Source organism: Rubellimicrobium arenae, assembly GCF_017916275.1.
Lineage (GTDB): Bacteria > Pseudomonadota > Alphaproteobacteria > Rhodobacterales > Rhodobacteraceae > Rubellimicrobium > Rubellimicrobium arenae.
This window is the reverse complement of the sequence record NZ_JAFMST010000008.1, coordinates 1-24,823: the sequence shown is the minus strand read 5'-3', so window position 1 is coordinate 24,823 and position 24,823 is coordinate 1. Positions and strand designations below refer to the sequence as shown.

The 24,823-nt window shown below is 70.9% G+C and carries 23 protein-coding genes; 19 read left to right on the top strand and 4 right to left on the bottom strand.

Annotated features, from left to right (window positions below):
* Nucleotides 1-7 precede the first annotated feature (7 nt).
* The 11 genes from J3P31_RS13565 (at nucleotide 8) to J3P31_RS13515 (ending at nucleotide 12,610) form a co-directional block, all read left to right on the top strand.
* Entirely contained in the window at nucleotides 8-1,051 is a 1,044-nt protein-coding gene (locus tag J3P31_RS13565; protein WP_246849515.1) for a Gfo/Idh/MocA family protein, read from the top strand.
* Entirely contained in the window at nucleotides 1,048-2,289 is a 1,242-nt protein-coding gene (locus J3P31_RS13560) for a ribulose-bisphosphate carboxylase large subunit family protein (RefSeq protein WP_210529022.1), read from the top strand. The genes J3P31_RS13565 and J3P31_RS13560 overlap by 4 nt, the downstream gene beginning before the upstream one ends.
* Nucleotides 2,286-3,695, top strand: coding sequence for a four-carbon acid sugar kinase family protein (locus tag J3P31_RS13555; RefSeq protein WP_210529021.1), 1,410 nt, complete (start codon nucleotides 2,286-2,288; stop codon nucleotides 3,693-3,695). Before J3P31_RS13560 ends, J3P31_RS13555 begins: the two co-directional genes overlap by 4 nt.
* Nucleotides 3,670-4,674: a sugar ABC transporter substrate-binding protein gene (locus J3P31_RS13550; protein ID WP_246849514.1), complete on the top strand. Its 1,005-nt coding sequence runs from the start codon at nucleotides 3,670-3,672 to the stop codon at nucleotides 4,672-4,674. Before J3P31_RS13555 ends, J3P31_RS13550 begins: the two co-directional genes overlap by 26 nt.
* A 51-nt stretch (nucleotides 4,675-4,725) precedes the next feature.
* A complete protein-coding gene (locus tag J3P31_RS13545; RefSeq protein WP_210529020.1) occupies nucleotides 4,726-5,862 on the top strand; it encodes an ABC transporter permease in 1,137 nt (378 codons plus the stop codon).
* A complete protein-coding gene (locus J3P31_RS13540) occupies nucleotides 5,859-7,379 on the top strand; it encodes a sugar ABC transporter ATP-binding protein (protein ID WP_210529019.1) in 1,521 nt (506 codons plus the stop codon). The genes J3P31_RS13545 and J3P31_RS13540 overlap by 4 nt, the downstream gene beginning before the upstream one ends.
* Entirely contained in the window at nucleotides 7,376-8,368 is a 993-nt protein-coding gene (locus J3P31_RS13535) for an ABC transporter permease (protein ID WP_210529018.1), read from the top strand. The genes J3P31_RS13540 and J3P31_RS13535 overlap by 4 nt, the downstream gene beginning before the upstream one ends.
* A gap of 187 nt (nucleotides 8,369-8,555) precedes the next feature.
* Nucleotides 8,556-9,551: a sensor histidine kinase gene (locus J3P31_RS13530; protein ID WP_210529017.1), complete on the top strand. Its 996-nt coding sequence runs from the start codon at nucleotides 8,556-8,558 to the stop codon at nucleotides 9,549-9,551.
* 159 nt (nucleotides 9,552-9,710) lie between these two features.
* Nucleotides 9,711-10,928, top strand: a complete 1,218-nt coding sequence (locus J3P31_RS13525; protein ID WP_210529016.1) for an NAD-dependent epimerase/dehydratase family protein — start codon at nucleotides 9,711-9,713, stop codon at nucleotides 10,926-10,928.
* The gene (locus J3P31_RS13520) at nucleotides 10,925-11,725 is read left to right on the top strand and encodes a glycosyltransferase (RefSeq protein ID WP_368373083.1); all 801 of its coding nucleotides are present in this window, start codon (nucleotides 10,925-10,927) and stop codon (nucleotides 11,723-11,725) included. The genes J3P31_RS13525 and J3P31_RS13520 overlap by 4 nt, the downstream gene beginning before the upstream one ends.
* Nucleotides 11,726-11,785: 60 nt before the next feature.
* Complete coding sequence (locus J3P31_RS13515; RefSeq protein WP_210529015.1) at nucleotides 11,786-12,610, top strand: NAD-dependent epimerase/dehydratase family protein; 825 nt, start codon at nucleotides 11,786-11,788, stop codon at nucleotides 12,608-12,610.
* 98 nt (nucleotides 12,611-12,708) lie between these two features.
* On the opposite strand, the gene J3P31_RS13510 is transcribed toward J3P31_RS13515, so the two are convergent.
* From J3P31_RS13510 to J3P31_RS13495, 4 genes are all read right to left on the bottom strand, one after another.
* Entirely contained in the window at nucleotides 12,709-13,725 is a 1,017-nt protein-coding gene (locus tag J3P31_RS13510; RefSeq protein WP_210529014.1) for a YcjF family protein, read from the bottom strand.
* A gap of 51 nt (nucleotides 13,726-13,776) precedes the next feature.
* A complete protein-coding gene (locus tag J3P31_RS13505; protein ID WP_210529304.1) occupies nucleotides 13,777-15,192 on the bottom strand; it encodes a YcjX family GTP-binding protein in 1,416 nt (471 codons plus the stop codon).
* Between the two features lie 68 nt (nucleotides 15,193-15,260).
* Nucleotides 15,261-16,175: a tyrosine recombinase XerC gene (locus tag J3P31_RS13500; RefSeq protein ID WP_210529013.1), complete on the bottom strand. Its 915-nt coding sequence runs from the start codon at nucleotides 16,173-16,175 to the stop codon at nucleotides 15,261-15,263.
* Nucleotides 16,172-16,858, bottom strand: a complete 687-nt coding sequence (locus J3P31_RS13495; RefSeq protein WP_210529012.1) for a DUF484 family protein — start codon at nucleotides 16,856-16,858, stop codon at nucleotides 16,172-16,174. Before J3P31_RS13495 ends, J3P31_RS13500 begins: the two co-directional genes overlap by 4 nt.
* Before the next feature lie 362 nt (nucleotides 16,859-17,220).
* Between J3P31_RS13495 and J3P31_RS13490 the strand changes: the two genes are divergently transcribed.
* From J3P31_RS13490 to ybgC, 8 genes are all read left to right on the top strand, one after another.
* Nucleotides 17,221-19,425, top strand: a complete 2,205-nt coding sequence (locus tag J3P31_RS13490) for a primosomal protein N' (RefSeq protein ID WP_210529303.1) — start codon at nucleotides 17,221-17,223, stop codon at nucleotides 19,423-19,425.
* 6 nt (nucleotides 19,426-19,431) lie between these two features.
* Nucleotides 19,432-19,632 (top strand): hypothetical protein, encoded by a 201-nt coding sequence (locus tag J3P31_RS13485; RefSeq protein ID WP_210529011.1) that lies wholly within the window; start codon nucleotides 19,432-19,434, stop codon nucleotides 19,630-19,632.
* A 69-nt stretch (nucleotides 19,633-19,701) separates the two neighbouring features.
* Entirely contained in the window at nucleotides 19,702-20,352 is a 651-nt protein-coding gene (msrA, locus tag J3P31_RS13480; RefSeq protein ID WP_210529010.1) for a peptide-methionine (S)-S-oxide reductase MsrA, read from the top strand.
* Between the two features lie 78 nt (nucleotides 20,353-20,430).
* Entirely contained in the window at nucleotides 20,431-21,309 is an 879-nt protein-coding gene (locus J3P31_RS13475) for a 50S ribosomal protein L11 methyltransferase (RefSeq protein ID WP_210529009.1), read from the top strand.
* 434 nt (nucleotides 21,310-21,743) lie between these two features.
* Nucleotides 21,744-22,319: a crossover junction endodeoxyribonuclease RuvC gene (gene ruvC, locus J3P31_RS13470; protein ID WP_210529008.1), complete on the top strand. Its 576-nt coding sequence runs from the start codon at nucleotides 21,744-21,746 to the stop codon at nucleotides 22,317-22,319.
* The gene (ruvA, locus tag J3P31_RS13465) at nucleotides 22,316-23,017 is read left to right on the top strand and encodes a Holliday junction branch migration protein RuvA (protein ID WP_210529007.1); all 702 of its coding nucleotides are present in this window, start codon (nucleotides 22,316-22,318) and stop codon (nucleotides 23,015-23,017) included. The genes ruvC and ruvA overlap by 4 nt, the downstream gene beginning before the upstream one ends.
* A 46-nt stretch (nucleotides 23,018-23,063) precedes the next feature.
* Entirely contained in the window at nucleotides 23,064-24,080 is a 1,017-nt protein-coding gene (gene ruvB / locus J3P31_RS13460; RefSeq protein ID WP_210529006.1) for a Holliday junction branch migration DNA helicase RuvB, read from the top strand.
* A 146-nt stretch (nucleotides 24,081-24,226) separates the two neighbouring features.
* Nucleotides 24,227-24,616, top strand: coding sequence for a tol-pal system-associated acyl-CoA thioesterase (gene ybgC / locus J3P31_RS13455; protein WP_210529302.1), 390 nt, complete (start codon nucleotides 24,227-24,229; stop codon nucleotides 24,614-24,616).
* The last annotated feature ends 207 nt before the right edge of the window (nucleotides 24,617-24,823 follow it).

Here is a 24,823-nt window from a genome sequence, read left to right as displayed (position 1 = left end):
AGGAGCCTTGACTGACACGCAGGACAGGGCGGACATCCGGCGCGGCTGCCTGGTCGGCGCGGGGTTCTTCGCGCGCAACCACATGCAATCCTGGCGCGATCTCGGGCCCGAGGGCGTGCGAATCGCAGGGGTCTGCGACCTGGACGGGGCCAAGGCCCGCGCCATGGCCCAGGAGTTCGGGGCCGAGCCGTTCGACGACCCTCTCGCCATGCTCGATGCCCTGCGGCCGGACTTCGTGGACATCGCCACGACGCCGCCGTCGCACCGGGCCCTGGTGGAGCTTTGCGCGCCCCGCGCCGGCCTCGTGATCTGCCAGAAGCCCTTGGCCGAGGACCCCGAGGATGCCCGTGCCATGGTCGCGGCCTGCGACCGCGCGGGGGCGCGCCTCGTCGTCCACGAGAACTTCCGCTGGCAGAGACCCTTCATGCGCATCCAGGAGCTGCTGCGGTCGGGCACCATCGGGACGCCGCGCTTCGGCCGCATCTCCTATCGGCACGGCTTCGACGTCTATGCGCCCCAGCCGTACCTGCTGACCTTCCGGCGCCTGGCCATCCTTGATGTCGGGGTGCATCTCTTCGACCTCGCGCGCCTGCTGATGGGCGAGGCGGTCGCGATCACCTGCGAAACGCAGCGCCGCAACCCCCGCGTGGCGGGGGAGGATGCCTTCACGGCGCTGACCGCCCATGTGGGGGGCGGGGTCTGCGTGACCGACAGCTCCTTCCATACCAGGCTCCACCCCGAACCTTTCCCGCAGACCCTGGCGACCCTGGAGGGCGATGACGGGACGCTGGAGCTGCGGGAGGGCTTCCGGCTGGTGATCCACGACGCGACGGGCCGGCGCGAGGAGGACGTCGAGCCCGCCGTGCCGGCCTGGGGCGAGAAGCCGTGGCACATCGTCCAGGATTCGGTCCGCAACTTCGAGCGTCACGCCCTGGCTGTCCTGCGGGGCGAGGCCGAGCCCCAGCCCTCCGGGGCGGACAACCTGAAGACCCTGGCCCTTGCGCTGGCGGCTTACGACTCTGCGGAGCAGGGGAGGCGCGTTTTCCTGTGACCGACCGGATCGAAGCCGACTACCTCGTCGAGACAGCCGAGAACCCGGCCAAGGCCGTCGAGGTCATGGCGGGCGAGCAATCCTCGGGCACCTTCGTGTCCGTCCCGGGCGAGGACAACGAGGGCGTCCGCCTGGCCCGCGCGCGCGTCGAACGTCTTGAGGTGGTGGGCGAGGCCGAGCGGCCATCCCTTCCCGGGGCGACGCCAGGGCGGCCCGTGCTGGCCCGCGCGACCCTGTCCTGGCCCCTGTCGAACCTTGGGCCTTCGCTGCCGAACCTTCTGGCCACCGTGGCCGGCAACCTGTTCGAGCTGCGGGCCTTCTCGGGGCTCAAGCTCCTCGACCTGAGGCTGCCGCGCCAGTTCGGGCGTCACAACCCCGGGCCCGGCTTCGGCATCGAGGGCACCCGCCGGATGGCGGGCGTGGACAGCGGGCCTATCATCGGCACCATCATCAAGCCGTCCGTGGGACTGTCGCCCGGGGAAACCGCCGATCTCGTGCGCGTGCTGGTCGAGGCCGGGATCGACTTCATCAAGGACGACGAGCTTCAGGCCGACGGGCCGCATTGCCCCTTCGACGACAGGGTGCGCGCGGTCATGCGCGTGATCCGCGACCACGCCGACCGCACGGGCAAGCGGGTGATGTTCGCCTTCAACCTCACCGGCGAAGTGGACGAGATGCGCGCCCGCCACGACCTCGTGGAGGCCGAGGGCGGAACCTGCGTCATGGCCTCGATGCATTCGGTCGGTCTGGCCGGCATGCTGGCGCTGCGGCGGCACGCCCGGCTGCCGATCCACGCCCACCGGAACGGCTGGGGTGCGATGGGGCGTCACCCGAACCACGGCATCTCGTATGTCGCCTGGTCCAGGATGTGGCGGCTGGCCGGGGCGGACCACCTGCATGTGAACGGGCTCGCCAACAAGTTCTGCGAGCCGGACGACAGCGTCGTCGCCTCGGCCCGGTCCATCCTGACGCCGCTCTGGGACGACGCGCCGATGCTGGCGATGCCGGTCTTCTCCTCCGGGCAGACGATCCGGCAGGCGGCGGGCACCTGGGCGGCGCTGGGCACCGACGACCTGATCCATGCGGCGGGGGGCGGCATCCTCGCGCATCCCAAGGGACCGAGGGCGGGGGTGGAAAGCTTCCGCGAGGCCTGGGCCGCCGCCAAGGCGGGCGAGGACATCGGCGCGCGGGCACGGCGAAGCCCGGTTCTGGCCGACGCGCTGGAGGCCTACAAGTGACACTGCCCTCCGGCCCGCTGATCGCCTGGCTGGGCGACGACTTCACCGGCGGGGCCGCCGTGGCCGAGACGCTGGCCTTCGCGGGGCTCCCCGCCGCGATGTTCCTGGAGCCGCCGACGCCGGAGCTGCTGACGCGGTTCAGAGGCCTGCGCGGCATTGGCATCGCCACCACCGCGCGGGCCGAAAGCCCGGGCTGGATGGACGCGCATCTCCCCGGCCTTTACGCGGCGCTGGTCGCGACCGGCGCGCCGGTCATCCAGTACAAGGCCTGCTCGACCATGGACAGCGCGCCGCAGGTGGGCTCGCTGGGCCGCGCGCTGGAACTGGGCCTCGCCGCGACGGGGGAAACCTGCGCCCCGATCCTGTTCGCTTCGCCCGAGATGGGGCGCTACCAGGCCTTCGGGCAGCTGTTCGCGGCGGGGCTGGGCGGCATTCATCGGATCGACCGGCATCCCGTCATGTCGCGCCACCCGGTCACGCCGATGGACGAGGCGGACATCGTCCGGCACCTGGGCCGCCAGACCGGCCTGCCGCTGGCCGTGCTGATGCGGCCCGACCTGGGCCTTGCGGCGTTCGGGCGGTTGGCCCGGGGTGTCCGCGGCATCGCCGTGGATTGCGCGGGGGCGGACGACCTGAGGGAGGTCGGCCGGATCGTCTGGTCCCGCCGCTTCGTCCTGGGCTCGCAGGGGATCGAATCCGCGCTGATCGCCCATTTCCGGGCCGAGGGCTGGCTGGAGGATGAGCCTGTCCGGCCCGCCCCGTTGCCGGTCGGGCAGATCGCGGTCGTGTCCGGCTCGGCCTCGGCCGTCACCGCCCGCCAGATCGCCTGGGCCGAGGGACAGGGCTGGCCAGTGATCCGGCTCGAGACCGGGGCGCTCTTCGGGGCGGGCGGGGCGGATGCGGTCACCCGGGCCAGCGATGCGGCGATGACCAGCCTGGCCCAGGGGCGCAATCCCGTCGTCGTCGCCCTGCGCGGCCCCGACGATCCGGCGCTTCCCGAGGCCCGGGCGGCCATGGCAGCTGCGGGCCTGGCACCCGCCGAGGGGGAGGCGCGCATCGGCGAGGCCCTGGGCGAGATCCTGGCGCGTCTCGTGGGTGCCGGCCTGCGCCGGGCCGTGGTCGCCGGCGGGGATACCTCGGGGCGTGTGACGCGCGCGCTGGGCGTCGTCGCGCTGGAACCCTGGGCCTGGATCGCCCACGGGGCCTCGCTGCTGCGGGCGCACCGGGCCACGGACAGCATCGAACTCATCCTCAAGGGCGGCCAGATGGGCCCGGAGGATCTTTTCGCCCGCGCCCTGGGGGCGCGGACCGAACCCGAGCAGGAGGGCACAAGACCCCCGCTCCGAACCCCCACCACCAACCATCTTCAGGGAGGAGACCATGACCGGAAGGAGCACGTTCCTTAGTGCCTTGGGTGCGGCAACCGTGGCCGTCGCCATGGGCACGGGCGCCCAGGCGGCCACCATCTGCTTCGCGTTCCAGGACCTCGAGACCGAGTTCTGGGTCGCGGGTCACAAGGCCATCACCACGACCCTCGCCGACGCGGGCCACACCGTCATCGAGCGCAATGCCAACGAGGACGCGAACCGGCAGCTCGAGCAGGTCAACGACTGCATCGCGCAGGGCGTGGACGGGATCATCATCATCCCGCAGGACGGCGAAAGCGCCGTGACCATCGTCCAGACGGCCCAGGACAACGACGTCCCGATCGCCGTCTTCAACCGCCCGCCGTCGGACACCTCCAAGGGCATCGTCGTCGTTGCGGACAACGCCACCATCGCCGAGCAGGCCGTGGACTTCGTCGCCCAGAAGGCGATGGAGGAGATCACCGACCGCCCGATCCAGCCGCTCATCATCGTGGGCGACCTGGGCGACCCTAACGCGGTGGGCCGCAAGGACGGGTTCTACGCCGCCCTGGCCAAGTACGGCGACAAGTTCGCCGAGCCCATCGAGGTCGCGTCCGAATGGGATGCCGCCACCGCGCTCGCGAACCTCGAGGCGGCACTGACCGCGAACCCCAACGTGGACATGATCTTCACGTCCTCGGACTTCCTCTTCCCGACCATCCGCTCGGTGCTCGAGCCGCGGGGCATGTGGAAGCCGCGGGGCGAGGACGGCCACGTGCTGCTGGCGGGGCTCGACGGCGACGCGACCGCCTGCAAGCTCATCAAGGACGGGCTCGTGGACGCGACCGGCGTGCAGGATCTCTACTTCGAGGCCCAAAGCGCCATGGACGCCATCCTGGCCTCCATCGACGCCGGGGAGGCCCAGCCCAACCAGGTGATCGAGGACCCGGGCTTCGCGCTGACCGCCGACAATCTGGGCGAGCGCGAGATGGACATGTGGGGCTGCGTCCTGCTGTCCGAAGGCTTCCTGAACAACTGACGCCATGACCCGGGGGCGGCCCTCGCCCCCGGACCCCCTTCCGGAGGCCGAATGACCGCGATGCTTTCCCCTGCGCCGACCGCGCCCGCGCCGCGGCGACCCGCCCGGCGGCCGCTGGCCCGCGCGCTCCTGTCAGACTGGTTCGTCCTCTGGCTCTCGCTGGCCTATTTCGTCGTGCTGCTGCCGTTCCTGCCGACGCTCGGGACGCCCGCCAACCTCGTGAACCTCCTGTCGAACGCTTGGCCGCTGCTGGTCGTGGCGCTGGGCCAGACCTTCGTGATGACCATCGGCGGCATCGACCTGAGCCAGGGGGCGGTCATCGGCCTGACCTCCACTGTCGCCGCCGCGCTGATCGCCACCGCCGGCGCGCCCGAGGTGCTCTCCAAGGCGCCGATCTGGGGCCTGCTGATCGGCGAGACCGGCGGCGTGCTGGCCGGACGCATCTGGTTCGGCATCCTCGCCATGCTGATCGCCGGGGCGCTGGTCGGCCTCGTCAACGGCGCGCTGGTCGCCTGGCTGGAGATGCCGCCCTTCATGGTGACGCTGGTGTCGCTCATCACCGTCAGCGCCTTCGCCATCTGGCTGACCCAGAGCGAGAACATCCGCAACCTGCCCGACGGCTTCGTGGCGCTGGGCAAGGGCGAGATCGTGTCCGTCTACTTCGGCCCCAAGGACACCTCGCAGATCCCGCGCCGGCAGGTCCACGACCTCGTCACCTACGCCGCGATCATCGCCGTCGCGCTGGCCGTGGCGCTCCACTGGCTGCTGGAGCGGACGGCCTTCGGGCGGCAGGTCACCGCCGTCGGGGCGAACCGCAAGGCCTCCGAGATCGCGGGCGTGCCCGTCCGCCGCGTGATCGTGCTGGTCTTCGTGCTCTCGGCGCTCTGCGCGACCGTGGGCTCCATCCTCTACTCCGCGCGGCTCGAGGCCGGGCGCCCGACGCTGGGCGAGGGAACCTTCCTCCTCGACGTGATCGGGGCCACGGTGATCGGGGGGACCTCGCTCTTCGGCGGCAAGGGCAAGGTGATCTGGACCGTCTTCGGCGTGATGTTCTTCGTGCTGCTGTCCAACACGCTCAACCTGATGAACCTGTCCACCTTCCACATCGACATGGTGAAGGGCGGGGTGATCCTCGCCGCGGCCCTCCTCGACGTGGCGCGGACCCGGCTGCTGAGGAGCATGGCATGACCCCGCTCCTCCGCTTCGAAGGCCTGGGCAAGGACTGGTTCGGCGTGCCCGCCGTCCGCGACCTGTCGCTCGACATCCCCGAGGGACAGGTGATCGGCGTCATCGGCGAGAACGGCGCGGGCAAGTCCACGCTGATGAACATGATCGGGGGCATCGTGCCCCCGACCCATGGCCGCATGCTCTGGCGCGGGCAGCCCTACGCCCCGCAGGGCGCCGCCGACGCCAAGGCCGCGGGCATCGCCTTCATCCACCAGGAACTGAACCTGTTCACCAACCTGTCGGTGGCCGAGAACCTGTTCATCGATGGCTTCCCGCGCCGCCCGGGGCTGCTGCGCGGGCTGATCGACCGCCGCGCCATGCGCGACCGCGCGGCAAGGATCCTGGCCCGCCTCGCGCTCGACATCCCGCCGGACCGGACGCTCGATTCCCTGTCCCCCGGGGAGCGGCAACTGGTGGAGATCGCCCGCGCGCTTCACCGCGACGCGGCCCTCATCATCTTCGACGAGCCTACGACCTCCCTCACCCACCGCGAGACGGAGCGGCTGTTCCAGGCCATCGAGGGGCTGCGGGCCGAGGGGCGGACGGTCATCTACATCTCCCACATCCTGCAGGACGTGCGCCGCCTCGCCGATCGGGTCGCCGTGCTGCGCGACGGGCGCTTGGTGGGCGAGGGGACCATCGCCGAGTTCGACATCCCCCGCATGATCCGCACCATGATCGGCCGCGACCTCGCCGCCGTCTATCCGCCCCGCACCTCGGTCCCGCGCGAGGTGCCGGTGCTGGAGGTGCAGGGCCTCTCGGCCCCTGGCGTCATCGAGAACGTGTCCTTCACCGTCCGCGAGGGCGAGATCCTGGGCCTCTTCGGCCTCATGGGCTCGGGGCGGAGCGAGACGGCCCGCATCCTCATGGGCCTCGACCCGGCAGAGCGCGGAGAGGCGCGTCTGCGCGGCCAGCCCCTGACCGGCGGCCCGCGCGACCGGGTGCGCCAGGGCCTCGCCTTCGTGACGGAGAACCGGCGCGAGGAGGGGCTGATGATGGACGCATCCATCCGCGACAACCTCACGCTCCCCGCCATCGAGAGGTTCCGGGGCGGGCTGGGCCTTGACCGCGACCGCATCGCCGACGTCGCGCAGGACCTGCGCGAGACGGTGCGGCTCAAGGCGCAGGACCTCGGACGGCAGCCGGTGCGGGCGCTCTCGGGCGGCAACCAGCAGAAGGTGGTCATCGGCAAGTGGCTCCCGACCGAGCCCAGGCTCTTCATCCTCGACGAGCCGACGCGCGGCGTGGACGTGGGCGCCCGCTCCGAGATCTACGGCATCGCCGACCGCCTTGCGGCCGAGGGGGCGGGCCTCCTCGTCATCTCCTCGGAACTCGATGAACTCATGGGCCTCTGCGACCGCATCGTGGTGATGAGCCGGGGCGAGGTCGTCGCCACCTTCGACCGCCGCGACTTCGAGGAGCGCCGCATCATCGCCGCCGCCTTCCGCGAAGCCACCTCCGCCGGAGAAGCCGCATGACCGCCGCCGTCTCGCCGCAGGGCGCGCTCGACCTCGCCACCCGGATGGGGGCGGTGCTGATGCTGGTCGCCATCGTGCTGATCTTCGGCGCGCTGACCCCCGGTTTTCTGGCGCCCGACAGTCTTGCCAACATCATCAAGCAATCGAGCTTCATCGGCATCGCCGCCGTGGGCATGGTCTTCGTGCTGCTGACGGCGGGCATCGACCTGTCGGTGGGCTCGGTCATGTATCTGGGGCCGCTGGTCGCGGGCCTGCTGATGCGCGACGCGGGCGTGGGAGTGGCGCTCGGGCTCTTGGCCTGCGTGGCGACCGGGGCGGTGCTGGGGGCGATCAACGCCGTCTTCATCGTCGGCCTGCGCGTGATCCCCTTCATCGTCACGCTGGCCACGCTGTTCCTGTATCGTGGCTTCGGCACCTGGCTGGTGGAGTCCCGTCAGCTCGACTTTCCGGACAGCCTCAGGGGCTTCGGCCTGGCCTCGGTATTGGGCGTGCCCGTGCCCATCGTCATCTTCGCGATCATCGCGGCGGCCGCGCACGTCATCCTGCGCCACACGGTCTTCGGGCGGCACGTCTACGCCTTCGGCAACGACCCCCTGGCCGCGCAGAAGGCCGGGCTGCCGGTCCGGCGCATCCAGGCGGGCGTCTACGTCATCTCCGGCACGCTCGCCGCGCTGTCGGGCTTCGTGCTCATCTCGCAGATCGGGCGGCTCGATGCGGGCTTCGGCGAAGGACGGGAGTTCGACGTCATCGCCGCGGCCGTCCTGGGCGGGGCGTCGCTCTTCGGCGGGATCGGCGGGGCGGGCAGCGCGGTGCTGGGCGCGATCACGATCCAGGCCGTCAAGGCGGGGCTCGTGTTCTCGGGCGTCAACCTCTACCTCCAGCCTCTGCTCCAGGGCGCGGTGATCCTGGTCGCGGTGTTCCTGGACGGCCTCAGGGAGGCGCGCCTTCGGTCGTTGCGGCGTCGGGTGATCCGCCCCAGGGCGGGCTGACGCCGGAGTCTCGGCAAGGAACTGCCCGCGGCGTCGAAATCGATGCCGGGGGGCCGGAATCCTGTGGGCCGAACGCATCGCCTGTGCCATGGATCAACCAGGAGATGATGTTCTGGTGGGTGGCCCGTGCTGGCGGTGGCCCGGCCCGGTCGGCGGGCCGGCCCAGGGTGCGGCCAAGGGTGCAACGATGTTCCAACGCATGGCCATGGTCGACGACACGGCTTTCGAAGCGATTGCGGCGTTCCTGGAGGACGCCTTCGCCGTCTGCTCCATCATCACGGACCCAGAAGGCCGTCCAGCGGACTACCGGTTCCTCCGGGTGAACCGCCGGTTCCAGGAACTGACCGGGTTCGAGGACGCCCAGGGCCGCACGGCATTGGACCTCGTCCCGACGCTGGAGCCCAAGTGGATCGAGCTTTACGGCCGCGTGGCCCAGGGAGGGGAGCCCCTGCGCTTCAAGGAAACCTCGCTGGTCACCGGGCGCGACTACGAGGTGTTGGCCGCACCCGTGAACGCGCCGGGCTGCTTTGCCCTGCTGTTGCGCGACCTGACGGACCTGCGTCGCCTCGAGGCGGACCAGGCCGCCGCCCTGGAGCATGCCCAGAACCTGCTCAAGGAGTTGAACCATCGGGTGATGAACAGCTTCGCCTCGATCTCGGCGATCGTGGCCATGGAACGGCGGGCGGCTCCCGAAGGCGCGCGCCCGCCGCTCGAACGGCTCCAGGGGCGCATCCAGGCCTTGGCGGCGCTCTATCGGCGGCTCGACGGCGTCTCGCAGATCGACCGGATCGACGTGGCCGAGTACATCGGCGGCAACGTGGCCAGCTTCCGCGACGCGATGGGGGCGGCAGGGCCGCTTTCGGTTTCGGCCGATCTCGCCTCGCTGACCCTGCCGACCCGGCTGGCCGTTCCGCTCGGGCTGGTCGTGAACGAGCTTCTGAGCAACGCCGCCAGGCACGCCTTTGCTCGGGGCCGGGCCGGAACCATCCATGTGGCGCTGTCGTACCTGGACGGCCTGTGCCGGCTCGTCGTGTCCGACGACCGCTGCGGGGAGGCGGAGGGCAGCGAGGACGAGGGGATCGGCCAAAGCCTCATCGACGCCTTCGCGTCCGAGCTCGGGGGCGAGATCTCGGTGCGGGCAGGCCCGGACGGGACCTCGACCACCCTGGAGTTCCGGGCCTGACAACCCGGGGGACCCGACGGCCTGTCTTCTCCGGCCCCTTGCATCGCAGCGTCATTCGGTTTCGACATGGGGGCGCCGGGAAACCCTCATGGACCTTCTGGCGTCATTCCTTTAAGGAAAACCCGTCCGCGCGATGCGGGCGGCAAGCGGAGTTCTGGCATGAAGATCGCGATCCTCGGCGGCGACGGCTTCGTGGGATGGCCCACCTGCCTGCATCTGTCCAATGCGGGCCACGAGGTCCACATCGTCGACAACCTCTCGCGCCGCTGGATCGACACGGAACTCGGCGTCCAGTCCCTGACCCCGATGGACTCCATCCAGGAGCGGTGCCGCATCTGGAAGGAGGTCACGGGCAAGACCCTGCGCTTCCACCTCCTCAACCTCGCCACCGAGTATGAGCGGCTCAAGCAGTGGTTCGCCGAATACCGCCCGGACGCGGTCATCCACTTCGCCGAGCAGCGGGCCGCGCCCTATTCGATGAAGACCGACCGCCACAAGGTCTACACGGTGGACAACAACGTGGGCGCCACCCACCACGTCCTGGCCGCCCTGGTGGAGACCGGAATCGACGCGCATCTCGTCCACCTGGGGACCATGGGCGTCTATGGGTATTCCAGCGTCGGCGCGCCGATCCCCGAAGGTTACCTCGACGTCGAGATCGACACGCCCGACGGAAAGAAGGCGCAGCAGATCCTCTATCCGACGCGCCCCGGCTCGGTCTACCACATGACCAAGAGCCTCGATCAGATCCTGTTCCAGTTCTACGCCCAGAACGACGCGCTGCGGATCACCGACCTGCACCAGGGCATTGTCTGGGGCACGCACACCGACCAGACCCGGCGGCACGCGCAGCTCGTCAACCGCTTCGATTATGACGGCGACTACGGCACGGTGCTGAACCGCTTCCTGATCCAGGCAGCCATCGACTACCCGCTGACCGTCCACGGCACCGGCGGCCAGACCCGGGCCTTCATCCACATCCAGGACTCCGTCCGCTGCATCGAGCTCGCGCTCAAGGACCCGCCCAAGCGCGGCGACCGCGTGCGGATCTTCAACCAGATGACCGAAACGCACCGCGTCCGCGACCTCGCGGAGATGGTGGCGCGGCTGACGGGGGCCAAGGTGGCCTACCTGCCCAACCCCCGCAAGGAAGCCGACGAGAACGAGCTGATCGTCAAGAACGACCAGTTCCTCGCTCTGGGGCTCAATCCCATCCGGCTTGAGGAAGGGCTCCTGAGCGAGGTGGTGGACGTGGCGAAGAAGTTCGCGCACCGCATCGACCGCTCGCGCGTGCCCGCCGTCTCGGCCTGGACCAAGGAGCTGGCCGCGCAGGTCGATCGCGACCCCGAGCGTCAGGCGCTTCGACCGGCATCGTGACCTCGCGCGCCTACGTCACCCTCGTCACCAATGCGGAATTCGCGCTGGGGGCGGGGGCCCTGCTGCGGTCGCTGGCCCTGACGGGCACCACGGCGGATCGGGTGGTGATGCACACCGGCGGGGTCCCTGCCGCGGCGCTGGCCCCGCTGGCCGACCGCGGCGCGCGGCTGGTGGAGGTGGACCTCCTGCCCACCTCCGAGGCGTTCAACGCCGCTCACCAGAAGGACCGGATCCACGGCCTCAACCCGTTCACCAAGGGAACCAAGCCGCCGTTCCACACGCCGCTCGACAACTTCGCCAAGCTGCGGCTGTGGCAGCTGCCCTACGACCGGGTCGTCTTCCTCGACGCCGACACGCTGGTGGTGCGGAACATCGACCGGCTTTTCGACTATCCCGAACTCTGCGCGGCTCCGAACGTCTATGAAGGGCTGGCGGACTTCCACCGCATGAACTCCGGGGTGTTCACGGCCCGACCCTCGGCGGCGACCTTCGACCGGCTGCTGGGCCAGCTCGACGTGCCGGGGGCCTTCTGGAAGCGGACCGACCAGACTTTCCTGCAGTCGGCCTTCCCGGACTGGCACGGCCTGCCGGTCATTTACAACATGCTCCAGTATGTCTGGTTCAACCTGCCGGGGCTCTGGGACTGGGCTTCGGTCCATGTGGTCCACTACCAGTACGAGAAGCCCTGGGAGGATCACGCCAAGGCCGACCGGCTGCGGCCCCTGATCGACCTGTGGCGGGGCTATGCGGGCGAGGGGGACATTCCGGACCTGTCCGCCCTGCCTGGACCCGCCTAGCATGGTCCCCGAACCGGGCGCCCCCGACCGGCCCCCCCCGGGCGCAGAGGGGCGGCCCCAATGAGGATCGCGGTCACGGGGGCGACCGGGCTCGTGGGCCAGTTCATCGTCGCCGGGGCCCTGGCCGCCGGGCATCAGGTCGTGGCGCTTGGCCGGTCCCCTTCCCCGCACGGGGGGGAGCACCGCCCCTGGACCTTCCACGACCCCGCGCCTTTCGACGATTGCGATGCCCTGGTCCATGCCGCGTTCGCCCATGTCCCCGGACGCTATCGCGGTGGGGAAGGGGATGATCCCGCGGGGTTCCTCCGGACCAACCTCGACGGCACCCTGCGGCTCTTCGAGGAAGCCCGGGGGCGCCGGACCGTGTTCCTGTCCTCCCGTGCCGTGTACGACGGGTTTCCGGCCGGCAGCCTCCTGACCGAAGATCTCCCTCTCGCGCCCGACAGCCTTTATGGGCAGGTGAAGCTCCGGGCCGAGGAGGCGCTGGCCAGTCTGGGCGGAACCAGCCTGCGCGCGACGGGGGTCTATGGCCCGCCCGCGCCGGGGCAGCGCCACAAATGGGCCGACCTCTTCGACAGCTTCGCCCAAGGTGGCGAGATCGCCCCAGCCTGCGGGACCGAGGTGCACGGCGCCGATCTTGCCCGGGCGGTCCTGCTGCTGCTGGACGCTGCTCCGGGGGCCTACAACTGCTCGGACCTCGTGCTCGACCGCCGGGACCTGCTGGACCGGTGGTCAGGGATCACAGGGGTCGAAGGACAGCGGCCGGCGGCTTCGGTCAAGGTGCCGAACGTCATGGATTGCGCCCGGCTGCGCGCCCTGGGCTGGACACCGGGGGGCGAGGTGGCGCTGGACCAGACCCTGCGCGCCCTGGCCGGGGCCGGGTGACCCCCGTGCCCTCCGTCCCGGGGACTATGTCCCTCACTCGTGACCCTGCTCCGAGGAGCCGGGCCTGACGCCGAGAGGTCGGCTGCGGTCCTCAGTCCTCAGTCCTCACCGCTTCCGCGGCCGAACAGGCCCTTGAGGGCGCCGCCCAGGATGCCCGTGACGCTGGGCGCCTCCCGGGCGAGGAAGGGAAGCGGCCGGCAGACCTCGATCGCCGCGATGCCCACGCGGGCGGTCAGCGCGCCGTTCACCACCCCTTCGCCGAACCGCCGCGACAGCCGGGCCAGCACCGTGCCCCCTGCGACGCCGTGGATGAGGTCATCCCCGACCGCCACGGCGCCTGTCGCCACCAGATGCGTCATCACGCCCTTGACGAGCCGCCAGGACCCCAGCGTGCCCGAGCGCCCGCCATAGATCTCGGCGATCCGCCGGATCATCCGGAGATTGGCGCCCAGGGCGGTCGCGACATCCGCCAGCGGCAGCGGGATGACCGCCGTCACCGCCGCGACCTGCCGCGCCGCGCCGGCGACCTCGCGTTCGGCCGCCAGGTCGAGGGGGCCCAGCAACTCCCGCTCGGCCAGGCGCAGGAGGCCGTCCGCATCGAAGATGTCGCCCTGCCGCTCCACGAGGCGCGCCGAGGCCCAGCTCAGCCCATCCCGGCCGGCGTAGATCCGGACCAGCCCGTCGGTCACCGCGCGGGCCTGATCGAGGCTGCCCGAGGCCAGCGCGCTGGCCGCCTCGCGCTGGACGGAGTCGATCCGCGCGAGACGCCGGATGGCGAGCGCCTCGCGTCCCGCTATGGCCACCGCCACGGCGCAGAGCCCCAGAAGCAGGACGGTCGCGATCATCCCCAGGACCGGGTGGCGATCGAGGAGCGACGTCACCCATTCCCAGGCCGCCAGCGACAGGGCGAAGGTGAGGAAGCTGGCAAGGAGCGACCAGAACCAGGCGCCCAGGTGCGAGCGGGGCCTGGCCGCGAGGCGCATGGCCCGTTCCATGGCCGGTGGCGCGGTCCCCGCCAGCATGTCCGGGACCGGCGGAGCCGATTCGGGTGTGGGCGGGGGGGCGTCCTCGATCTCGATCAGGACGGGACCGCGGGGCCGGGGGGCGTCGGTCATCGGAACATCTCCCTTGCGGTCAGGGTCGGCTGGACGCGTCGGGGCGGCGCATCACAGCCGGTCCCCGATCAGGAACTCGGCCGCCTTGTCGAGCCGGATATGCGGCGGCCCTTCGCCGGGGCGCAGGGTCAGCGGCGCGGGCGCGAAGTCCTGCACGGCATAGTCCTCCAACGGCCAGGCTTCGGCCCCGGCGCGGGCCGGAGCCAGGAGCCGGCCCGGATCCTCGGGCAGGTCGCCCGGATGCTGCGCCGCCTGCCGCCCCGACCCCAGCAGCCGGCCCCGCACGACATCCACCATCCCGCCGCCATGCGCGATCCGGTCCTCGACCGTGGTCCGCAGCGCGGCGATGGCCATGGCCTCCGTCTCGGCGCCCGCGAACTCGGCCCGGTCGCGCGCCTCGCGCAGCAGGGCTTCGGTGAGCGTGGTCAGCTTGGCGTGCTGCGAATGGTGCAGATGGTCGGCCTTGGTGGCGGCGAACAGGATCCGCTCCACCCGCCGCTGCCCAAGGAGCCGCGCGAGCCAGGCGCTGGCGCCCGGATTGAAGGCGGTCAGGATGTCGGCCATCGCAGTCCTCAGGTCCTCGAAGGCCTGCGGTCCCCGGGCCAGCGCCCCCAGCACGTCCACCAGCACGACCTGCCGGTCGATCCGGGCGAAATGCTCGCGGAAGAACGGCTTCACCACCAGCCGCTTGTAGGCCTCGAACCGCCGCTCGCTTTCGCGCCACATGGAGCGCCGGGCGGGCTCGGGCACGGGGGGCAGGGGCGCGAAGGTCAGGACCGGCGATCCCTCCAGGTCGCCGGGCAGCAGGAACCGCCCCGGCGTGCAGTCCGAATAGCCCGCCTCCCGCGCGACCTGGAGATGCGTCGCATAGGCGTCGGCCAGGCCCTTGAGCGCCACCTCGTCGAGGGGGCCCGCGGCGTCGATGCGGTCGAGCCGCGCCAGGAATTCCTCCGCGCCAGGGCGGAGCCGAACCTTTGCCAGGGCCCGTTCGGACCAGCTGGCATAGTCGCGGTCGAGCAGGCCGAGGTCGAGCAGCCATTCCCCCGGATAGTCCACGATGTCGATGTGCACGGTGCGGGGACCCGACAGTCCGCCCAGAAGGCCGGTGGGGGCGAGGCGCAGCGACAGGCGCAGCTCGGACACCCGGCGCGTGCCCTCGGGCCAGTGCGGATCGGGCGCGGTCAGGGCGGCCAGGTGATCCTCGTAGGCAAAGCGCGCCACCACGTCGTCGGGCTGCGGCTGGAGCCATGCGGCCAAGACCCGCCCCTCGGCCGCCGCGCGAAGCTGGGGCATCCGCCCCCGGTCCATCAGGTTGGCGACCAGCGAGGTGATGAAGACCGTCTTGCCGGCGCGGGACAGGCCCGTGACCCCCAATCGGATCACCGGGTCCTGGAACGGGGCGACGACCGCCTCGGCCATGTTGCGCGTCGCCTGCCAGACGCTCCCGGTGACCGAACCGATCATGATGTCCCCTTCGCCTTCACCAGGAACATAGGGAAGCGAGCCTGGGAATTGTAGGGCGGGAACGGCTGGATTCAGGCCCGGGGATGCGCCCGTTCATAGACCTCGAGGAGATGGGCCGCCTCGACCGCCGTGTAGCCCTGGGTGGTGGATAGCGACGCATGGCCCAGCAACTCCTGGATCGCGCGGAGGTCGCCTCCGGCGGCCAGCAGATGCGTCGCGAAGGAGTGGCGCAGGGCATGCGGGGTCGCGGTCGCAGGCAGCCCGAGCCGCAGGCGCGCCCGTTCCATCGCCCGCTGCACGAGGCGCGGCGAAAGAGGCCCGCCGCGCACCCCACGGAAGAGAGGGCCGTCCCTGTCCAGGCCGAAGGGGCAGAGCCGCGCATAGTCCGCGACCGCGGCCTGCGCCGCTGGCAGCACCGGCACGATCCGTTCCTTGCCACCCTTGCCGGTGATGCGGAGCGTGGCGGGCAGGTCGGCCTGGGCGCCCGTCAGGCCCAGGGCCTCGGAGATCCGCAGGCCCAGTCCGTAGAGCAGCGTGACCACGGCGGCGTCGCGCGCCGCGACCCAAGGCTCGGATGATTCGGCCTCGACCGCGTCGATCATGTCCTTTGCCCCCTCGGGCGAGAGGGGGCGGGGCAGGCGGGCCTTGGGGCGCGGTCCCCGGGCGGACAGGGCCGCCGTGGCATCGAACCCCTCGCGGTCGGCCAGCCAGCCGCAGAAGCCCCGCACCGCCGAAAGCCTGCGCGCGAGGGAGCGGGCCGACAGGCCGCGGGCCCGCTCGTGGGCCATGAAGGCGCGCAGGTCCGATGCTGTCAGCCGCGCCAGCGCCGCCGTCCCCTCGGTCCCGCCGTTATGGGCGGTCAGGAAGGCGAGAAAGGCGACGAGGTCGGCCCGATAGGCCTCGAGGGTCTTGTCCGACAGTCCCCGGCGCGCCCGGCCCTGCCCGAGCCAGGCGTCCAGCGCATCCGAGAACTGGGGCGCGATCATCCGATGAAGCGGCGCAGCGCCCGCTCGACCACCGCGCCGAAGAAGCCCAGGAGGTCCGTGCCGTGCTGGGGCGAGAAGTGCGAGACGGCGCGCGATCCCATGGCGAGCAGGCCCACGTCCTCGCCGAGGTCCAGCCGCAGGCAAGCCTCGGATTCGATGTCGTCCGCATGGATGGAGGCGAGCCCGACCTGCCGCAGCACCACGGGCTTGGCCGGGAACCCGCTGCCCGCGCGGAGGTAGGCGTCCACGAAGCCGCGCGGCTCCATGCAAAGGATGCTGTCGAGCCTTTCGACCCCGTCGTCGCCGTCGGCCTGGTCGGCCTCGATCACCAGGCGCAGCGAATCGACGCGCAGGATCTGCATGACGTCGCCGCCCAAGTCGCGCAGGAAGGTCTCGAAGCGCTGGGGCTCGAGAAGGCGCAGCACGGCGCGATGGATCTGGGCCGTTCCGGCCACGTTGTCGTAGGCGGCGGCGATGACGCTCCGATGCGTGTCCTCGAGCCGGTCGAGCCGCGCCTCGAGCCGGTCCATCGCGATGCCGCGCAGGTCCACGATGTTGGGGCCCATCGCCCTCTCGTTGGCGGCGACCAGGACCCGCATGATGTCCTTGTCGTCCAGGAGGACCGCAGGGTCCGCGATGATGCTCTCGCGGACCTTGGGGTCCATGATGGGGCTGCTGCTCATGCCGTCACACTCTTTTCGTTGGTGTTCGGACGGCAGACTATCAGCCGCGCCCGACCTGACCAGCCGAGTCGGGCGAGGCAGGGACGGGCCTTCGGCGAATCGTGGCCTTCACGCCAGACCTGTTCCTTGGGGCAAAAGACTTGTTCCTGTGACCAAAATGGAACATATCGGGAACCAGCCTCCCGGAGGGACTCAGAATGCCCAAGCCCCGCAAGGACAAGCGCATCGTCCCGGCCGCCCTGCCGGCCGGGCCTGGGACGGAGGGGGATCCGTTCGGCCTCGACCTCCTGGACGCGCCCGGGCGGCCGGACGATGAGGGGCAGCCCGAACCCTCCCCCGCCGCGGCGCCCCCGGTCTGGCGCATGGCCGAGCCCTCCTACGAGGCGCGCTTCGCCCCGGGCGAACGCGTCGGCATCCTGCCGCTCGGCGCGCTTGACCGCCTGCTCGACTACAAGGCGCCGGCCGAGGGATGCGCCCCGGGCGCCTTCGTGGAGGTGCCGCTGGGCCCGCGCAAGATCGTGGGGATCGTCTGGGGGCAGGGCACGGGCGAGGTTCCCGAGGCGCGCCTGCGGCCGGTCACGCGCATCCTCGATGCGCCGCCGCTCCGCTCCTCCATGCGCGAGTTCCTGGGCCGTGCCGCCGATTACACGCTGACGCCGCTGCCAGCGATGGTGCGGCTCGCCACGCGTGCGCCGGGGCTGACCGAAGGCCAGGCCATGCGGCACGTCTACCGCATCGGCCCGCGCGAGGCCGGGCGGATGACGGACGCCCGCGGCCGCGTGCTGGCCGTGCTGCGCGACCACCCGGACCTGAGCCTGACCCTGGGCGAGCTGGCGTCGATGGCCGGGGTCGGGACGGCGGTGATCCGCGGCCTCGTGACCCAGGGCGCCGTCATCGAGTGCGAGACCCCGCGCGACCGGCCCTATCCGGTGCTGGACGTCGACGGAAAGGGCGTGGCCCTGACGCCGGACCAGATGCTGGCCGCCGCGGCGCTGCGGATCGGGGCGGAGGCGAGGACCTACAACACCACCCTCCTCAAGGGCGTGACGGGCTCGGGCAAGACCGAAGTCTATCTGGAGGCCGTGGCCGAGACCTTGCGCCAAGGCCGGCAGGCGCTGGTGCTGCTGCCCGAGATCGCGCTGACCGGGGCCTTCCTGTCGCGCGTCGAGGCGAGGTTCGGGGCGCCGGCCGCCGAATGGCATTCGGGGATGACCCAGTCCGAGCGCCGGCGCCTCTGGCGGCAGACGGCCCTCGGCGGGGCGAGCCTCGTGGTGGGGGCGCGGTCGGCCCTGTTCCTGCCGTTCCGCGACCTGGGCCTCGTCGTCGTCGACGAGGAGCACGACACCTCCTACAAGCAGGAGGACGGCGTCCTGTACAACGCCCGTGACATGGCCGTGCTGCGCGCCTCCATCGAGAAGTCGCAGGTGATCCTGGCTTCGGCCACGCCCTGCCTGGAAAGCTGGCACAACGCCCAGACCGGGAAATACGCGCGCCTGACCCTGCCCGCGCGGGTGGGCCTTGCCGTGCTGCCCACCATCAAGGCCGTCGACATGCGGCTGGAGGACGTCGCCCGCGGCAACTGGGTCGGACCCACCCTGGCCGAGGCCGTGGCGCACCGGCTGGAGCGGGAGGAGCAGTCGCTCCTCTTCATCAACCGGCGCGGCTATGCCCCGGTGACGCTCTGCCGGTCCTGCGGCCACCAGCTGGGCTGCCCGCATTGCGACGCGCGGCTGGTGGAGCACCGCTTCATGCGGCGCCTGATGTGCCACCAGTGCGGCGAGACCTTTCCGATGCCCGTCGCCTGCCCCGATTGCGGGGCCGAGGGCAAGCTCGCCCCCGTGGGGCCGGGGGTGGAGCGGCTGGCCGAGGAGGTCGCGGCGCTCTTCCCGACGGCGCGGACGGCGGTGCTGTCCTCGGACCTCTACGGCTCGGCCAAGTCGCTCAAGGACGCCATCGAGCAGATCGCCGACGGCGCCGCCGACATCATCATCGGCACGCAGCTGGTGGCCAAAGGGCACAACTTCCCCAAGCTGACGCTGGCCGGGGTGATCGACGCGGACCTGGGGCTTTATGGATCGGACCTGCGCGCGGCCGAGCGCACCTTCGCGCTGATGCGGCAGGTGTCGGGGCGGGCCGGGCGGTCGGACGCGCCGGGCGAGGCGCTGCTCCAGACCTACCAGCCGCACCATCCTGTGATCCAGGCGATCCTCAAGGGCGACGACGAAGGGTTCTGGCGGGCCGAGGCGGACGCGCGGCGCATGGCCGGAATGCCGCCGTTCTCGCGGCTGGCCGGGATCATCCTGTCCTCCGAGGACGCGCAGGAGGCCATGGACAAGGCCGTGGAGATGGCCCGGAGCAAGGAGCCGCTGGCGAAGATCGGGGCCGAGGTCTGGGGGCCCGCGCCCGCGCCCATCGCCCGCGTGCGGGGGCGGCACCGCGTCCGGCTCCTCATCAAGGCCGACCGGGGAGCGCCGCTTCAGGACGCGATCGCCCGCTGGGTCGCGCAGTTCCGGTTTCCCTCGGACCTGCGGCTCACCATCGACATCGATCCCCAAAGCTTCATGTGAGGTCCCATGTCAGATGCGGCCTTCGTCCTGGGCACCCTGGTCGCGGCGCTGGGCCCGGCGCTCCTGACGGCGTGGCTCGTCCGCCGGGGCATGCGGGGACGGGTCGGGGCTGCCTTGGCCGTCGGGCTGGGGCTCGGAGCCGCTTGGCTGGGCGCGGGGGTGTTCCTGTCCTGGGCCTTCTCCGGCTTTGCCATCGCGATGGATTGAGGACGCGCGCCCCTGACGAAGGCAGCGAGGCGCACCTATATCTGCCGCGACAGGACAGGAGTGCTCCGCATGTTCAGCCTTTTCCCCGACAAGACCCGCATGATCAGCGCCGACGAGGCTTTGCCCGGCCGCTCGCGGCCCATCCCCACCTCCGACACGCACGCCGTGCTGGGCACCCCGATCAGCCTGGACGTGCCCGAGGGGATGGAGGTCGCGGAGTTCGGGATGGGCTGCTTCTGGGGTGTGGAACGGATGTTCTGGAAGCTCCCCGGCGTCCACTCGACCATGGTGGGCTACGGCGCGGGCTACACGCCGAACCCGACCTACGAGGAGGTCTGCACCGGCCGCACGGGCCACAACGAGCTCGTGCGCGTGGTCTACGATCCGGAGGTCATCTCCTACGAGGATCTTCTCCGGACCTTCTGGGAAGGACATGACCCGACCCAGGGGATGCGGCAGGGCAACGACCGGGGCACGCAATACCGTTCGGGCATCTACACCTTCAGCGACGCCCAGCGGGACGCGGCCGAACGGACCAAGGCCATTTTCGAGGAGCGGCTGCGGGCGGCGGGCTATGGCGCGATCACGACCGAGATCAAGGACGCCGGGCCCTTCTACCTGGCCGAGGACTACCACCAGCAGTACCTCCACAAGAACCCGCGCGGCTACTGCGGCGTGGGCGGGACCGGCGTGACCTGCCCGGTCGGCGTCGCCGTATGACCACCGGGCGGCCTTCGCCTCCGGTTGACCGTTGGCATCGGGCACCCTAGGCCCTCCTCCCGAAGGAGGGCCCGCCCCATGATGTATTCCGCCATCACCACCACCAACGGCCTTGCCTCGGCGCAGGCCTTGGCCGAGGCCGTGGAGGATCTCGACCCGCCGCCCTTCGCCGTGGGCCATTTCGAGATCGAGGACGGCTCGGGCCGCTTCGAGATCGGCGCCCATTTCGAGGACGAGCCGGACGGCATCGTGCTCGATCTGCTGGCGGCCGTTCATGGCGCGCGGCCCTGGACCCTGTCCGAGGTGCCGGACGTGGACTGGGTCGCCAAGGTCCGGCGCGACCTTCCGCCCGTCCAGGCGGGCCGGTTCTTTCTTTACGGCTCCCATGACGCCGACAAGGTGCCCACGGACATGGTGCCCCTGCTGATCGAGGCCGCGATGGCCTTCGGCACCGGCCACCATGGCACGACGGTCGGCTGCCTTCGCGCCATCGACCGGCTGGAGCGGGGCGGCTTCCATCCGCGCAGCGTAGCGGATGTCGGGGCCGGGACCGCAGTGCTGGCGATGGGCGCCGCGCGGCTCTGGCCCGAGGCGAGTCCCGTCGTCGCCGGGGACATCGACCCGGTCGCGGTCGAGACGGCCCGCGCCAACCTTGGGGCGAACGGACTGGGCGACCGCGTGGCCTGCATCGAGGCCGCCGGCCTGGACGCGCCCGAGTTCCGCGACGGGGCGCCCTTCGACCTCATCCTGGCCAACATCCTCAAGGGACCGCTCATCACGCTGGCTCCGGACATCGCGGCCGCGGCCGCGCCGGGGGCACGCGTGATCCTTTCGGGCCTCCTGACCAACCAGGCGGACGAGGTTGCCGCCGCCTATGCCAAAGCCGGCCTGACCGAGATCGAGCGGGAGGAGATCGGCGAATGGGCGACGCTGATCCTGGCTGCACCCGAGAAATGATGGCGTAAACAGCCACTTGCAGGCCGATCTGCCGTTATTTCGCCATATTGGCGTGTCATCGGGCCGGCAACAGGCCAGGGCGCTCCGGCGCCTTGGCCTCACGAACCCCGAGCGACAGGCCACCTTCGAGCAGCAGGTCGCCAGCGATAACAAGAACAGCGCGGCGCAGACCGGGGAAGTGAGCGGCCGGTCAGGCGCATGGGCCCAAGGGCAAGCCTGCCGGGCCGGCCGCTCTCTCGTCGTCCTCCAAGCCTTCGGTCTCGCCCCGGTGTCCAGGGGCGAATGGCGCTCCCACGGGGGTTCGCGCGTTACGTCCTGGTCGGGACAGAGTGGCCTCAGGGCCGCAGGGGAGGGGAGTTCCCGGGTCCGACTGGTTCCCGTTCCCCCTTTGTGCTAGGTCCCGGGTCGGCACTGGTGGCGCGAAAGGGGCAGGGATGCGCGTGATGGGAATCGATCCGGGCCTCCAGAACATGGGCTGGGGCGTCATCGAGGTCGATGGGCCGCGTATTCGCCATATCGCCAACGGCATCGTCCATTCCGGACAGGGTGACCTCGCGATCCGCCTGCTTCGGCTTTACGACCAGATGCGGGCCGTCGTCTCGGCGCAGGACCCCGAAGCCGCCGCGGTGGAGCAGACCTTCGTCAACAAGGACGCCGTCGGCACGCTCAAGCTGGGACAGGCGCGGGCGATCGCCCTTCTCGTCCCGGCCCAGTACGGGATCACGGTCGGGGAATATGCGCCCAACGCCGTGAAGAAGGCCATCGTCGGCGTCGGCCACGCCGCGAAGGCCCAGATCGACCACATGGTGCGGCTCCACCTGCCGGGCGTGTCGCTGGCCGGGCCGGATGCGGCGGACGCCCTGGCGGTGGCCATCTGCCACGCGCATCATCTCCAGTCCTCCACACATCTGTCCGCAGCCATCGCCAAGGCCCAGGACCGCGACGCCGAGGAGCGGGCGAACACCGCTCGGGCCGTGCTCGCCCGCGCCCTGCGGGAGGTGCGCCGGTGATCGGTCGCGTGGCGGGGCGGCTCGTGTATCGGGCGCAGGACCATGTGCTGATCGACGTGCGCGGGGTGGGCTACCTCGTCCATGTCTCGGACCGCGTCATGGCCAGCCTTCCCCGGAACGGCGAGGCCGTGGCACTTTTCACGGAACTCCAGGTGCGCGAGGACGGCTGGACCCTGTTCGGCTTCCCGACCCTGGTCGAGAAGGAGTGGCACCGGCTGCTCCTGACCGTGCAGGGGGTGGGCTCCAAGGTGTCCCTCGCGCTGCTGGGGGCCCTGGGGCCGGACGCCCTGGGCCGCGCGATCGCCCTCGGGGACTGGGCCACGCTGGCGCGCGCCAAGGGGGTCGGGCCCCGCACCGCGCAGCGCGTCGTGAACGAGCTTCGGGAGAAGGCGCCCGGCGTGATGGCAATGGCAGGTCTGGTCGGAACCTCGACCGCCACCACCCACACACTCGACCCCGAGGAGGGCGATGTCGTCGAGCCGGTCGAGGACGCGGCCCCCGCGAAGAAGGGGTCCCGCCGCCGCGAGCCCGATGGGTCCGCCCTGGCGCAGGCCGACGCGCTGTCGGCCCTGGGCAACCTGGGTTATGCCCCCGGCGAGGCGGTGCAGGCAGTGGCGCAAGCCGCCGATGCAAATCCCGGCGCCGGGACGCCCGATCTGATCCGCGCGGCGCTGCGGCTTCTTGCGCCCAAGGAATGACGCCGGGGCTCTGGCGGAACACAACATGAACACTTAGGTTGGTCCCATGTCCGATCCGCTTCTCCGCCCCGACCTCCAGCCCGAGGACATGTCCGACAAGGCGCTGCGTCCGCAACTCCTGTCCGAGTTCATCGGCCAGCACGAGGCGCGCGCCAACCTCAGGGTCTTCATCGAGTCCGCCAAGATGCGGGGCGAGGCGATGGACCATACCCTGTTCTACGGCCCGCCGGGGCTCGGCAAGACCACGCTCGCACAGATCATGGCGCGGGAACTGGGGGTGGGGTTCCGGATGACCTCGGGACCGGTGCTCGCCAAGGCCGGGGACTTGGCCGCGATCCTGACGAATCTCGAGGCCAAGGACGTCCTGTTCATCGATGAGATCCACCGGCTGAGCCCGGTGGTCGAGGAGGTCCTGTATCCCGCGCTCGAGGATTTCCAGCTCGACCTCGTGATCGGCGAAGGGCCGGCGGCGCGGACCGTGCGAATCGAGCTCCAGCCCTTCACGCTGGTCGGGGCGACGACCCGGCTGGGGCTGCTGACGACGCCGCTGCGCGACCGCTTCGGCATCCCCACGCGGCTCGAATTCTACACCGTGGACGAACTCTACGAGATCGTCATCCGCAACGCCCGGCTTCTGGGCGCGCCGGCCGATCCCGAGGGCGCGCGCGAGATCGCCCGCCGGGCCCGTGGGACGCCGCGGATCGCCGGGCGCCTGTTGCGGCGGGTGGTGGACTTTGCCGTCGTCGAAGGCGATGGGCGCATCGATCGTGAGATCGCCGATCGGGCGCTGAACCGCTTGGGCGTCGATGATCTTGGCCTGGATGGGGCGGACCGCCGCTATCTCAAGCTGATCGCCGACAGCTACCTGGGGGGGCCGGTCGGCGTGGAGACCCTGTCCGCCGCCCTCTCCGAGGCACGGGACGCCATCGAGGAGGTCATCGAGCCTTACCTGCTTCAGCAGGGGCTGGTCCAACGCACCCCGCGCGGGCGCATGCTGACGCAGGCCGCCTTCCGCCATCTGGGCGTGGAGCCACCCCGGGCGCAGACCGATCTCTTCGGCTGAATCCAACGACTTCAGAACGACGGCATTCGGAGACCGCCAATTCAAGCGTGCGCTGGGTCTTGGAACCCCGGATGGTACGTCTGGCCGACGGCCCCGTTCCGACCTGTCGGCTTGACGGCGGCGGCTGGGCCGGAAAAGTTGCCAGCATGGTCCATGTCTTCCCTGTCCGCGTCTATTATGAGGACACCGACCTTGCCGGCGTCGTGTACTACGCCAACTATCTTCGCTTCATCGAACGCGCCCGCACGGAATGGGCACGCAACGCTGGGATCGACCAGGGCCGTATGCGCGCCGAGGAGGGAATCGTCTTTGCCGTCCGGCGAGTCGAGGCCGACTACCTGATGCCTGCGCGATTCGACGACATCCTCGAGGTGCGGACCCAGGTGACTGCGGCCGCCGGTGCGCGCCTGGTGCTGTCGCAACAGATATGGCGTCAAGCCGACTGCCTGTTCCAAAGCGCCGTGACGCTGGTCGCCATGGACGCGAGCGGGCGACCTCGGCGGATTCCCGCGCAGCTCCGCGCCGCCGCAAACTAGCGCCGCAGTCGCGAAGACACATTCGCTTCGGATTGCGCCAAGACGGTTGGCATCTTCTGCGTCTCTGAGTTATCCCCACCCCCCAAGCGCGCCCTCGAGTGGCGGCAGGCGGCAGAGACAGGCACATGGACCAGGCGACCGACTACACGATGTGGGGGCTGTTTGCCCACGCGACCTTTGCGGTGAAGCTCATCATGGTGGGGCTGA

Coding starts and splice junctions, on each gene's coding strand:
- J3P31_RS13550 (WP_246849514.1), top strand. CDS start 3,670: ATGACCGGAAGGAGCACGTTCCTTAGTGCCTTGGGTGCGGCAACCGTG.
- J3P31_RS13545 (WP_210529020.1), top strand. CDS start 4,726: ATGACCGCGATGCTTTCCCCTGCGCCGACCGCGCCCGCGCCGCGGCGA.
- J3P31_RS13540 (WP_210529019.1), top strand. CDS start 5,859: ATGACCCCGCTCCTCCGCTTCGAAGGCCTGGGCAAGGACTGGTTCGGC.
- J3P31_RS13535 (WP_210529018.1), top strand. CDS start 7,376: ATGACCGCCGCCGTCTCGCCGCAGGGCGCGCTCGACCTCGCCACCCGG.
- J3P31_RS13530 (WP_210529017.1), top strand. CDS start 8,556: ATGTTCCAACGCATGGCCATGGTCGACGACACGGCTTTCGAAGCGATT.
- J3P31_RS13525 (WP_210529016.1), top strand. CDS start 9,711: ATGAAGATCGCGATCCTCGGCGGCGACGGCTTCGTGGGATGGCCCACC.
- J3P31_RS13515 (WP_210529015.1), top strand. CDS start 11,786: ATGAGGATCGCGGTCACGGGGGCGACCGGGCTCGTGGGCCAGTTCATC.
- J3P31_RS13510 (WP_210529014.1), bottom strand. CDS start 13,725: ATGACCGACGCCCCCCGGCCCCGCGGTCCCGTCCTGATCGAGATCGAG.
- J3P31_RS13500 (WP_210529013.1), bottom strand. CDS start 16,175: ATGATCGCGCCCCAGTTCTCGGATGCGCTGGACGCCTGGCTCGGGCAG.
- J3P31_RS13495 (WP_210529012.1), bottom strand. CDS start 16,858: ATGAGCAGCAGCCCCATCATGGACCCCAAGGTCCGCGAGAGCATCATC.
- J3P31_RS13490 (WP_210529303.1), top strand. CDS start 17,221: ATGGCCGAGCCCTCCTACGAGGCGCGCTTCGCCCCGGGCGAACGCGTC.
- J3P31_RS13485 (WP_210529011.1), top strand. CDS start 19,432: ATGTCAGATGCGGCCTTCGTCCTGGGCACCCTGGTCGCGGCGCTGGGC.
- msrA (WP_210529010.1), top strand. CDS start 19,702: ATGTTCAGCCTTTTCCCCGACAAGACCCGCATGATCAGCGCCGACGAG.
- J3P31_RS13475 (WP_210529009.1), top strand. CDS start 20,431: ATGATGTATTCCGCCATCACCACCACCAACGGCCTTGCCTCGGCGCAG.
- ruvC (WP_210529008.1), top strand. CDS start 21,744: ATGCGCGTGATGGGAATCGATCCGGGCCTCCAGAACATGGGCTGGGGC.
- ruvB (WP_210529006.1), top strand. CDS start 23,064: ATGTCCGATCCGCTTCTCCGCCCCGACCTCCAGCCCGAGGACATGTCC.
- ybgC (WP_210529302.1), top strand. CDS start 24,227: ATGGTCCATGTCTTCCCTGTCCGCGTCTATTATGAGGACACCGACCTT.